The sequence below is a fragment of the Mycobacterium sp. SMC-15 genome, assembly GCF_045310925.1.
Taxonomy (GTDB): domain Bacteria; phylum Actinomycetota; class Actinomycetes; order Mycobacteriales; family Mycobacteriaceae; genus Mycobacterium.
Genome location: NZ_JBJIAJ010000018.1, coordinates 47884 through 58453 on the forward strand (window position 1 = coordinate 47884; position 10570 = coordinate 58453).

Genomic DNA, 10570 nt, shown 5'->3' on the forward strand with positions numbered 1-10570 from the left:
TGAGGCGGTGACGACACCAGCGCAGGATGCGCCGTTGGTGTTGCCGTCGGTGGTGTTCCAGCCGATTCGGCTGTCACTGATCTGTGTCGCTCTGACCGCTGCCGCAATCGCCGCGGCTGCTCAATTCGGCCGCCCGCTGTTCGGAGTGTTCTTCGGGCTGGGCCTGGCGCTCGGTCTGGGCAACGCCCTGCTGATTCGCCGATCGGCACTGAAGATCACCGCCTCCGACCATCCGCTGAAGAAGAAGATGGCGCTGAACTCGGCGTCTCGTCTGCTGGTCATCAGCGCGATCGGCCTGGCTATCGCTTACCAGTTCCGTCCAGAGGGCCTCGGCGCACTGTTCGGATTGGCCTTGTTCGAGGTAGTGCTGGTGCTGACCACCATGCTGCCAGTGGTAAAAAAGCTCCGCGCGCAAGCGTCAGAGTCGGGCGCTGAAGGGACGGAAAATGACTGAGTCGATCCTGGCTGAGGGAGCCATCGAGGTCGGCCACCACGAGACCGCGGTGTGGCCGCTGGTCGGTGAGGTCAACATCGACACCATCACCTCCACCGCGATCGCGGCGGTGATCGTGATCGCCCTGGCGCTGTTCCTGCGCGCCAAGGTCACGTCGAGCGGGGTCCCGGGCGGGGTGCAGCTGTTCTTCGAGGCGATCACCATTCAGATGCGCAACCAGATCGAGGGCGCAATCGGGATGAAGATCGCCCCGTTCGTGCTGCCGCTGGCGGTGACGATCTTCATCTTCATCCTGGTCTGTAACTGGCTGTCGGTGCTGCCGGTGCAGTACTCCGACGAGCACGGCATCCATGAGTTGATTTCCTCTGCCGCCGCCGACATCAACTTCGTGCTGGCGCTGGCCCTGCTGGTGTTCTGCGGTTACCACCTGGCCGGCTTCTGGCGCCGCGGCTTCATCGGCCACCCGCTGCGGGTGCTCAAGGGCCACGTCGCGATCCTGGCGCCGATCAACCTGGTCGAAGAGATCGCCAAGCCGGTCTCGCTGTCCCTGCGTCTGTTCGGCAACATCTTCGCCGGCGGCATCCTGGTTAGCCTGATCGCGTTGCTCGGGCCGGTCTTCATGGTCGCGCCGAACGCGATCTGGAAGACCTTCGACCTGTTCGTCGGACTGATCCAGGCGTTCATCTTCGCGCTGCTGACCATCCTGTACTTCAGCCAGGCCATGGAGCTCGAAGAAGACCACCACTAGTACCACCTGCACGACCACATCAGACCTGGTAGAGCACTACCAGCTAGCAAGGAGGAATGAAATGGCAGATCCCAATCTGATCGGACTTGGTGCCCTCATCGGCGGCGGTCTCATCATGGGCGGCGGTGCCATCGGCGCCGGTATCGGTGACGGTATCGCCGGTAACGCGCTGATCGCCGGTATCGCTCGTCAGCCCGAAGCTCAGGGTCGCCTGTTCACCCCGTTCTTCATCACGGTTGGTCTGGTCGAAGCGGCCTACTTCATCAACCTGGCCTTCATGGCGTTGTTCGTCTTCGCCACCCCGATCGCCGCACAGCAGTAACGCACAAAGATGGGTGACATGAGCGTTGCTGTCCTCGCTTTGAGCGAGGCGGCTGAGGAAGGCCCGAAGAAGAGCTTCCTCATTCCCGACGGCACCTTCTTTGTCGTGCTCGCGATCTTCCTGATCGTGCTCGGCGTGATCAGTACCTTCGTGGTGCCGCCGATCATGAAGGTGCTGCGGGAGCGCGAGAACATGGTCACCAAGACTCTCGCCGACAATCGGGAGTCCGCCGAGCAGTTCGCGGCGGCCGACGCCGACTACGAGAAGCAGATGGCGGCGGCGCGCCTTGAGGCCAGCACGGCACGGGACGAAGCCCGTGCCGAGGGTCGCAAGGTGATCGACGAGCAGCGTTCGGCGGCCGAGGCGGAGGTGGCCTCGACATTGCAGGCCGCCACCGACAAGCTCAAGCAAGAAGGCGATGCGGTGAGTGACCAGCTGCAGGCCCGGGTGGAGACACTGTCCGCCACCCTGGCCGGCCGGATCCTCGGCGTTGACGCCGAGGCACTTTCCGCGGCGAGTACGGGGCGGTAGCAACAGAGATGTCGATTTTCATCGGGCAGCTGGTCGGCTTTGCCATCATCGTGTGGCTGCTGGTCAAGTTCGTCGTGCCACCGGTACGCAAGCTGATGGCCGACCAGCAGGAGTCGGTGCGCAAGCAGCTGGAGGAGGCGGCAGCCGCCGCCGCTCGTCTGACCGAAGCCGGTCAGGCGCACTCCACGGCACTGGCAAACGCCACCGCCGAGGCGCAGCGGGTGACCGCGGAGGCCCGCTCGGACGCCGAGCGGATCGCCGAGCAACTGCGTAGCCAGGCCGGTGTCGACGCCGAGCGCGTGAAGGCCACCGGCGGACAGCAGGTCGGTCTGATGCGGGCGCAACTCATCCGTGAGCTGCGGTCCGGCTTGGGTGCCGAAGCGGTGCAGCGGGCGGGCGAACTGGTTCGCGCGCACGTCGCCGATCCGCAGCGGCAGTCGGCCACTGTGGACCGGTTCCTCGACGAGCTCGACGCCATGGCGCCGAAGTCCGTCGAGGTCGAATCACCGATCCTGGTCCGGATGCGTTCTGCGAGCCGCCAGGCGTTGGCCGGCGTGCTGAACAAGTTCAGCGAAGTGGCCGGTGGCCTGGACCAGCAGGGCTTGGCCGCGCTGGCCGGTGACCTGACCGCGGTCGCCGAACTGCTGGAGCGCGAGAGCGTGATCACCCGGCACCTGACCGTGCCGACCGACGACGCCGCACCGAAGGTGCGTCTGGTGCAGCGGCTGTTCGCCGACAAGATCGGTGCCGGCGCACTGACACTGGTGACCGACGCCGCTTCGGCCCGGTGGTCCAACGGCGAGGATCTGGTCACCGCCCTCGAGCACGTCGCCCGGCAGGCACTGTTGCTGTCGGCCGAGAGTGCCGGCACCGTCGACGAGGTGGAGGACCAGCTGTTCCGGTTCTCCCGCGTGTTGGATGCCCAGCCCCGTCTGGACATCCTGCTCGGCGACACCGCGACCCCGGCCGCTGGTCGGGTCGGGTTGCTGAGCAATGTCATCGGCGGTGGCAGTGGTGCCAACCCGATCACGGTGGCGCTACTCGAGCAGACCGTACGGCTGCTGCGTGGCCAGTCCGCGCATCAGGCGATCACCGAGCTTGCTCAGATCGCAGTGGCACGTCGCGGCGAATTGGTGGCGGACGTCGGTGCGGCCGCCGAACTCAGCGACGCCCAGCGCGCCCGGCTGAATTCCGTGCTGAGCCGGATCTACAGCCACCCGGTGCGTGTGCAGGTCGACGTCGACCCCGCACGCCTAGGCGGGTTGGCGATCTCGGTCGGCGACGAGGTGATCGACGGCACGCTGTCGTCGCGCCTCGCGGCCGCGAAGACGCAATTGCCCGACTGACCCGGACCTACCCGGTCCCAGAGCCCATCACCCATTTCGAAGGCAGGAAGACGAAAAGCCATGGCAGAGTTGACAATCTCCTCTGACGACATTCAGGGGGCGATCGAGGAGTACGTGAGCTCCTTCAGCGCCGAGACCGCGCGCGAGGAGGTCGGCACCGTCATCGACGCCGGGGACGGCATCGCACACGTCGAGGGCCTGCCTTCGGTGATGACCCAGGAGCTCCTGGAGTTCCCCGGCGGCGTGCTGGGCGTGGCCCTGAACCTCGACGAGCACAGCGTCGGTGCGGTGATCCTGGGTGAATTCGAGCACATCGAGCAAGGTCAGCAGGTCAAGCGCACCGGTGAGGTGCTCTCGGTGCCGGTCGGCGACGGCTTCCTCGGTCGCGTCGTCAACCCGCTGGGACAGCCCATCGACGCGCGCGGCGAGATCGAGGCCGAGACTCGCCGTCCGCTTGAGATGCAGGCCCCCTCGGTGGTTCAGCGTCAGAGCGTCAGCGAGCCGCTGCAGACTGGTATCAAGGCTGTCGACGCCATGACCCCGATCGGCCGCGGCCAGCGTCAGCTCATCATCGGCGACCGCAAGACCGGCAAGACCGCGCTCTGTGTGGACACCATCCTCAACCAGCGCAAGAACTGGGAGACCGGGGACCCGAACCAGCAGGTTCGTTGCGTCTACGTCGCGATCGGCCAGAAGGGCACCACCATCGCCAGCGTGCGTCGCGCGCTGGAAGAGGGCGGCGCCATGGACTACACCACGATCGTCGCCGCGCCGGCGTCCGACTCCGCCGGCTTCAAGTGGCTGGCCCCCTACACCGGCTCGGCGATCGCCCAGCACTGGATGTACTCGGGCAAGCACGTGCTGATCGTGTTCGACGACCTGACCAAGCAGGCCGAGGCCTACCGCGCCATCTCGCTGTTGCTGCGCCGCCCGCCGGGCCGCGAGGCCTACCCGGGTGACGTGTTCTACCTGCACTCTCGTCTGCTGGAGCGTTGCGCGAAGCTCTCCGACGAGCTGGGTGGCGGTTCGCTGACCGGTCTGCCGATCATCGAGACCAAGGCCAACGACATCTCGGCCTACATCCCGACCAACGTCATCTCGATCACCGACGGCCAGTGCTTCCTGGAGAGCGACCTGTTCAACCAGGGTGTCCGCCCGGCCATCAACGTCGGTGTGTCGGTGTCCCGTGTCGGTGGCGCCGCCCAGATCAAGGCGATGAAGGAGGTGGCCGGCTCGCTGCGTCTGGACCTGTCGCAGTACCGCGAGCTGGAGGCCTTCGCCGCTTTCGCCTCCGACCTGGACGCCACGTCGAAGGCTCAGCTGGAGCGTGGTGCACGCCTGGTGGAGCTGCTCAAGCAGCCCCAGTACGCACCGCTGCCGGTCGAGGAGCAGGTGGTCTCGATCTTCCTGGGTACCGAAGGTCACCTGGACTCGGTGCCGGTCGAGGACGTGGGCCGCTTCGAATCCGAGTTGCTGGACCACATCCGGGCTTCGGAGAATGACATCCTGACCGGGATTCGTGAGTCCAAGAAGCTCTCCGATGAGGCCAACGAGAAGCTGGTCGCCGTGATCAACCAGTTCAAGAAGGGCTTCGCCGCCACGGACGGCAGCTCGGTGGTGCCCGACGCGCACGTCGAGGCGCTCGACGAGGACAAGCTCGGCAAGGAAGCGGTGCAGGTCCACAAGGCCGCGCCGGCGAAGAAGAAGTAACGCCGATATGGCAGCCACACTTCGCGAACTACGCGGGCGAATCCGCTCAGCCGGGTCGATCAAGAAGATCACCAAGGCCCAGGAGCTGATCGCCACCTCGCGTATCGGCCGGGCGCAGGCCCGGCTGGAAACGGCACGGCCGTACGCCGTCGAGATCACCCGGTTGCTCACCACCCTGGCCGCCGAGGCGGCCCTGGACCACCCGTTGCTGGTCGAGCGCAGCGAGCCCAAGCGGGCGGGTGTCCTGGTGGTGTCGTCCGACCGTGGTCTGTGTGGCGGCTACAACGCCAACGTCTTTCGTCGGGCAGAGGAACTGTTCGCTCTGCTGCGCTCGGAGGGCAAGGACCCGGTGCTCTACGTCGTCGGCCGCAAGGCGCTGGCCTACTACTCGTTCCGGAACTGGTCGGTGACCGACTCCTGGACCGGATTCTCCGAGCAGCCGACATACGAGAACGCCGCCACGATCGCCTCCACCCTGGTTGAGGCATTCCTGGCCGGCGTCGACGACGACGGCGACCACCCGGGCACCGACGGGGTCCTGGGCGTCGACGAACTGCACATCGTGTCGACCGACTTCCGTTCGATGCTGTCGCAGTCGGCCGAGGCGCGTCGGATCGCTCCGATGCTGGTGGAGTACGTGGGCGAGGAGACCGGGCCGAAGACCCTGTACTCCTTCGAGCCGGATGCCACGACGCTGTTCGACTCGCTGCTGCCGCGGTATCTGACCACCCGCGTGTATGCCGCGCTGCTCGACTCGGCGGCCTCGGAGCTGGCTTCGCGCCAGCGCGCGATGAAGTCGGCGACCGACAACGCCGACGACTTGATCAAAGCGTTGACCCTTGAGGCCAACCGTGAGCGCCAGGCTCAGATCACCCAGGAAATCAGCGAAATCGTTGGCGGTGCGAATGCCCTCGCCGACGCCGCCCGGTAAGTCCCCAAGGAAGCGAAGAAGATAATGACTGTTACCGCTGACAAGACAACCGCCGGCCGCGTGGTGCGCGTAACCGGCCCCGTCGTCGACGTCGAGTTCCCCCGGGGCGCGGTGCCCGAGCTGTTCAACGCTCTGCACGCGGAGATCTCCTTCTCGGAGCTGGCCAAGACGCTGACCCTCGAGGTCGCCCAGCACTTGGGTGACAACCTGGTCCGCACCATTTCGATGCAGCCCACCGACGGCCTGGTGCGTGGCACCGCGGTCACCGACACCGGTGCCGCGATCTCGGTGCCGGTGGGGCACGAGGTCAAGGGCCACGTGTTCAACGCGCTGGGTCACTGCCTCGACAAGCCGGGTTACGGCGAGGACTTCGAGCACTGGGGCATCCACCGGAAGCCCCCGGCCTTCAACGAGCTGGAACCGCGCACCGAGATGCTCGAGACCGGCCTGAAGGTCGTCGACCTGCTCACCCCGTACGTGCGTGGCGGCAAGATCGCTCTGTTCGGTGGTGCCGGCGTGGGCAAGACCGTGCTGATCCAGGAGATGATCAACCGTATCGCCCGCAACTTCGGTGGCACCTCGGTGTTCGCCGGCGTGGGGGAGCGCACCCGTGAGGGCAACGACCTGTGGGTCGAGCTCGAGGATGCCAACGTGCTCAAGGACACCGCCTTGGTGTTCGGCCAGATGGACGAGCCGCCGGGCACTCGTATGCGGGTGGCGCTGTCGGCCCTGACCATGGCCGAGTGGTTCCGCGACGAGGCGGGCCAGGACGTGCTGCTGTTCATCGACAACATCTTCCGGTTCACCCAGGCCGGCTCCGAGGTTTCGACCCTGCTGGGCCGGATGCCTTCGGCCGTGGGTTACCAGCCCACGCTGGCCGACGAGATGGGTGAGCTGCAGGAGCGGATCACCTCGACCCGCGGTCGGTCCATCACCTCGATGCAGGCCGTGTACGTGCCCGCCGACGACTACACCGACCCGGCGCCGGCGACCACGTTCGCGCACCTGGACGCCACCACCGAGCTGTCTCGTGCGGTGTTCTCCAAGGGCATCTTCCCGGCCGTGGACCCGCTGGCCTCCAGCTCGACCATTCTGGACCCGGCCATCGTCGGTGAAGACCACTACCGTGTCGCCCAGGAGGTCATCCGGGTCCTGCAGCGTTACAAGGACCTGCAGGACATCATCGCCATCCTCGGTATCGACGAGCTCTCCGAAGAGGACAAGCAGCTGGTCGGCCGGGCACGGCGTATCGAGCGGTTCCTGAGCCAGAACATGATGGCCGCCGAGCAGTTCACCGGCCAGCCCGGCTCGACGGTGCCGCTGAAGGAGACCATCGAGGCCTTCGACCGCCTGACCAAGGGTGACTTCGACCACCTGCCCGAGCAGGCGTTCTTCCTGATCGGTGGCCTCGACGACCTGGCCAAGAAGGCCGAGAGCCTGGGCGCCAAGCTGTGACCGGGTGTGCTGCTGGCGATGAGCGCTTGCGCGAAGAGCGTCCTACCAAGACGAAAGGCGGTGGGTAATGGCAGAGCTTGACGTCGACATCGTCGCGGTCGATCGCAAGGTGTGGTCGGGCAAGGCCACGTTCATCTTCACCCGGACCACCGTTGGTGAGATCGGCATCTTGCCGGGGCACATCCCGGTGGTCGCCGAGCTCGTCGATGACGCCATGGTGCGGGTGGACCGCGTCGAGGAGGGTGAGCTGCGGCTCGCCGTGCACGGCGGCTTCCTGTCGGTGACCGACGAGGGCGTCAGCATCCTGGCCGAGGCGGTCGACTTCGCCGCAGAGATCGACGAAGCGACCGCGCGGCACGAAGCCCAGTCCAGCGACCCGAAGATGGCCGCGCAGGGACGGGCCAGGCTGCGCGCCCTGGGTGTGATCGACTAGTAGGTCTGAAGACGATGAGCACGCCCATGATCGGCATGGTCGTGCTTGTCGTTGTTCTCCTCAGCGCCGTTGTCGCGCTGAGCTATCGGCTGTGGAAGCTGCGCCAGGGCGGCACCGCGGCGATCATGCGTGACCTTCCGGCGGTCGGCGGCCATGGCTGGCGTCACGGCGTCGTCCGCTATCGGGGCGGTGAAGCCGCCTTCTACCGTCTTTCCAGCGTGCGGTTGTGGCCGGATCGTCGGCTGAGCCGACGTGGTGTGGATGTGGTGGGGCGCCGTGCGCCCCGGGGCGACGAATTCGACATCATGACTGACGAGATCGTGGTGCTGGAACTCTGCGACGTCAGTCAGGACCACCGGGCCGGTTTCGAGATAGCGCTGGACCGCGGAGCGCGGACCGCCTTCCTGTCCTGGCTGGAGGCGCGCCCGTCGCCCCGTGCCCGGCGCCAGAGCTACTGAGCAGCCCTACGGCGTTGGAGCCGTTGGCGCGGACTACTTTTCGGGACCGTCGGTGCGTTCGCCGCCGGGCTTCCAGAGCACGTCACCGTCGGCATTGGCCACGCGGCACAACACAAACATCAAGTCCGACAACCGATTCAGATACTTCGCCGGCAGCACCGACACCCCGTCCGGATAGGCGTCGAGGGCAGCCCAGGCCGAGCGCTCGGCCCGGCGCACCGCGGTTCGAGCCACATGCAGCAATGCCGACAGTGGTGAGCCACCCGGCAGGATGAACGAGTTGAGCGGGGGCAGCTGTTCGTTGTATTCGTCACACCACGCCTCCACCCGGTCGACGTAGTCGGCGGTGATCCGCAGCGGCGGGTACTTCGGATTCTCGGCGACCGGCGTGGCCAAGTCTGCGCCCGCGTCGAACAGGTCGTTCTGGATGTGCAGCAGCGTGGCGCTGACCGTCTCGGCGGGGTCGCCAAGCGCGATCGCAACACCGATCGCCGCGTTGGCCTCCTCGACATCGGCATAGGCCACCAGCCTCGGATCGGTCTTGGGCACGCGAGAGAAATCGCTGAGGCCTGTCGTCCCGTCGTCGCCGGTACGGGTGTAAACGCGAGTGATGTGCACCGCCATAGTCAAACCGTACCGGGGGAGGGAACCACTGCAATCCCCGGTTCGGCAGGAGCCCGGATTGGTCGGGATAGTCCTCGCGTCGTCACTACACTGACGCGAGTGGGTGAGCGTTTCGTGGTTACCGGCGGTAACCGATTGTCCGGTGAGGTCGCCGTCGGTGGCGCTAAGAACAGCGTCCTGAAGCTGATGGCGGCGGCCCTGTTGGCGGAGGGCACCAGCACCATCACCAACTGCCCGGACATTCTGGACGTGCCGTTGATGGCTGAGGTGCTGCGCGGCCTGGGTGCCAACGTCGAGCTTGACGGCACCACGGTGCGCATCACTTCGCCGGACGAACCCAAGTACGACGCGGACTTCGCCGCGGTGCGCCAGTTCCGGGCTTCGGTCTGTGTGCTGGGCCCCTTGGTGGGCCGCTGTCTGCAGGCGAAGGTCGCGCTACCGGGCGGCGACGCGATCGGGTCTCGCCCGCTCGACATGCACCAGGCCGGCCTACGTCAACTGGGCGCCACCTGCAATATCGAGCATGGTTGCGTGGTCGCGCACGCCGAGAAGCTGCGCGGCGCCGAGATTCAGTTGGAGTTTCCGTCGGTCGGCGCCACCGAGAACATCTTGATGGCCGCGGTCCTGGCCGAGGGCGTCACGACCATCCACAACGCGGCGCGTGAACCCGATGTCGCTGATCTGTGCACGATGCTCAACCAGATGGGCGCGCAGATCGAAGGTGCGGGCTCCCCGACGTTGAAGATCACCGGGGTACCGCGTCTGCATCCCACCGAACATGAAGTGATCGGCGACCGGATCGTGGCGGCGACCTGGGCTATCGCCGCGGTGATGACCCGCGGCGACATCTCGGTCACCGGCGTGGACCCGGCGCACCTGCAGCTCGTCCTGCACAAGTTGCACGATGCGGGGGCGACCGTCACCCAGTCCGACAACGGGTTCCGGGTGGTCCAATACGAGCGGCCCAAGGCCGTGAACGTGGCGACCTTGCCGTTTCCGGGATTCCCCACCGACCTGCAGCCGATGGCAATCGGCCTCGCGGCGATCGCAGACGGCACCTCGATGATCACCGAGAACGTCTTCGAAGCCAGATTCCGGTTCGTCGAGGAGATGATCCGATTGGGGGCCGATGCCCGCACCGACGGTCACCATGCGGTGGTGCGTGGGCTGCCGCAGCTCTCCAGTGCACCGGTTTGGGCCTCCGACATCCGTGCCGGCGCCGGTCTGGTCCTTGCGGGCCTGGTCGCAGACGGTGAGACCGAGGTCCACGACGTCTTTCACATCGATCGCGGCTACCCGTTGTTCGTGGAATATCTAGGCGATTTGGGCGCTGAGATAGAACGTGTAATATAGGTCGAGCCGGAGGGACGCGGACCGCGGAACTACCGACAGTCTGGAAGTCCTTCCGGAAGCCCCGAAAAACTCGGAGTTGACTCAACTCCATCTACGGAGTATAGTAGCGGGGTTGCCTGAAGCCAGGCGGCGTGTTGTTTGAGAACTCAATAGTGTGTTTGGTGGTTTTTGTTTGTTGTTGTTTTTGCCATGCCTTTGGCGCCCC

12 protein-coding genes are annotated in these 10570 nt (G+C 66.0%); 11 read left to right on the top strand and 1 reads right to left on the bottom strand.

Annotation, left to right across the window (positions count from 1 at the left end):
• Positions 1-7 precede the first annotated feature (7 nt).
• The 10 genes from ACJH71_RS21440 to ACJH71_RS21485 all read left to right on the top strand — a co-directional run bounded on the left by ACJH71_RS21440 (position 8) and on the right by ACJH71_RS21485 (position 8388).
• Complete coding sequence (locus ACJH71_RS21440; RefSeq protein WP_046285343.1) at positions 8-454, top strand: hypothetical protein; 447 nt, start codon at positions 8-10, stop codon at positions 452-454.
• Positions 447-1202 carry a F0F1 ATP synthase subunit A gene (gene atpB / locus ACJH71_RS21445; RefSeq protein ID WP_406759995.1) on the top strand — a complete coding sequence of 252 codons (756 nt, stop codon included), beginning with the start codon at positions 447-449 and terminating at the stop codon, positions 1200-1202. Before ACJH71_RS21440 ends, atpB begins: the two co-directional genes overlap by 8 nt.
• A gap of 61 nt (positions 1203-1263) precedes the next feature.
• Entirely contained in the window at positions 1264-1524 is a 261-nt protein-coding gene (locus ACJH71_RS21450) for a F0F1 ATP synthase subunit C (protein WP_019735417.1), read from the top strand.
• Positions 1525-1533: 9 nt separating this feature from the next.
• Positions 1534-2055 carry a F0F1 ATP synthase subunit B gene (locus tag ACJH71_RS21455; RefSeq protein ID WP_406759996.1) on the top strand — a complete coding sequence of 174 codons (522 nt, stop codon included), beginning with the start codon at positions 1534-1536 and terminating at the stop codon, positions 2053-2055.
• Positions 2056-2063: 8 nt separating this feature from the next.
• A complete protein-coding gene (locus tag ACJH71_RS21460; protein ID WP_406759997.1) occupies positions 2064-3401 on the top strand; it encodes a F0F1 ATP synthase subunit B/delta in 1338 nt (445 codons plus the stop codon).
• Between the two features lie 60 nt (positions 3402-3461).
• On the top strand, positions 3462-5111 hold the full coding sequence (gene atpA, locus ACJH71_RS21465) for a F0F1 ATP synthase subunit alpha (protein WP_406759998.1): 1650 nt from the start codon (positions 3462-3464) through the stop codon (positions 5109-5111).
• Between the two features lie 7 nt (positions 5112-5118).
• Complete coding sequence (locus ACJH71_RS21470) at positions 5119-6042, top strand: F0F1 ATP synthase subunit gamma (protein ID WP_406759999.1); 924 nt, start codon at positions 5119-5121, stop codon at positions 6040-6042.
• A 24-nt stretch (positions 6043-6066) separates the two neighbouring features.
• Entirely contained in the window at positions 6067-7497 is a 1431-nt protein-coding gene (gene atpD / locus ACJH71_RS21475) for a F0F1 ATP synthase subunit beta (RefSeq protein WP_406760000.1), read from the top strand.
• A 67-nt stretch (positions 7498-7564) separates the two neighbouring features.
• Positions 7565-7930 carry a F0F1 ATP synthase subunit epsilon gene (locus ACJH71_RS21480; RefSeq protein WP_406760001.1) on the top strand — a complete coding sequence of 122 codons (366 nt, stop codon included), beginning with the start codon at positions 7565-7567 and terminating at the stop codon, positions 7928-7930.
• 14 nt (positions 7931-7944) lie between these two features.
• A complete protein-coding gene (locus ACJH71_RS21485) occupies positions 7945-8388 on the top strand; it encodes a DUF2550 domain-containing protein (RefSeq protein WP_406760002.1) in 444 nt (147 codons plus the stop codon).
• A gap of 33 nt (positions 8389-8421) precedes the next feature.
• Here the strand turns inward: ACJH71_RS21485 and ACJH71_RS21490 are convergent, their stop codons facing one another.
• Positions 8422-9012 (bottom strand): cob(I)yrinic acid a,c-diamide adenosyltransferase, encoded by a 591-nt coding sequence (locus ACJH71_RS21490; RefSeq protein ID WP_406760003.1) that lies wholly within the window; start codon positions 9010-9012, stop codon positions 8422-8424.
• Between the two features lie 99 nt (positions 9013-9111).
• Between ACJH71_RS21490 and murA the strand changes: the two genes are divergently transcribed.
• Positions 9112-10365: a UDP-N-acetylglucosamine 1-carboxyvinyltransferase gene (murA, locus tag ACJH71_RS21495; RefSeq protein WP_067975122.1), complete on the top strand. Its 1254-nt coding sequence runs from the start codon at positions 9112-9114 to the stop codon at positions 10363-10365.
• The last annotated feature ends 205 nt before the right edge of the window (positions 10366-10570 follow it).

Bases quoted from the DNA above. Each gene is read 5' to 3' on its own strand.
- ACJH71_RS21455 (WP_406759996.1), top strand. From the start codon at position 1,534: ATGGGTGACATGAGCGTTGCTGTCCTCGCTTTGAGCGAGGCGGCTGAG.
- ACJH71_RS21485 (WP_406760002.1), top strand. From the start codon at position 7,945: ATGAGCACGCCCATGATCGGCATGGTCGTGCTTGTCGTTGTTCTCCTC.
- atpD (WP_406760000.1), top strand. From the start codon at position 6,067: ATGACTGTTACCGCTGACAAGACAACCGCCGGCCGCGTGGTGCGCGTA.
- ACJH71_RS21470 (WP_406759999.1), top strand. From the start codon at position 5,119: ATGGCAGCCACACTTCGCGAACTACGCGGGCGAATCCGCTCAGCCGGG.
- ACJH71_RS21480 (WP_406760001.1), top strand. From the start codon at position 7,565: ATGGCAGAGCTTGACGTCGACATCGTCGCGGTCGATCGCAAGGTGTGG.
- atpB (WP_406759995.1), top strand. From the start codon at position 447: ATGACTGAGTCGATCCTGGCTGAGGGAGCCATCGAGGTCGGCCACCAC.
- ACJH71_RS21490 (WP_406760003.1), bottom strand. From the start codon at position 9,012: ATGGCGGTGCACATCACTCGCGTTTACACCCGTACCGGCGACGACGGG.
- atpA (WP_406759998.1), top strand. From the start codon at position 3,462: ATGGCAGAGTTGACAATCTCCTCTGACGACATTCAGGGGGCGATCGAG.
- ACJH71_RS21450 (WP_019735417.1), top strand. From the start codon at position 1,264: ATGGCAGATCCCAATCTGATCGGACTTGGTGCCCTCATCGGCGGCGGT.
- ACJH71_RS21460 (WP_406759997.1), top strand. From the start codon at position 2,064: ATGTCGATTTTCATCGGGCAGCTGGTCGGCTTTGCCATCATCGTGTGG.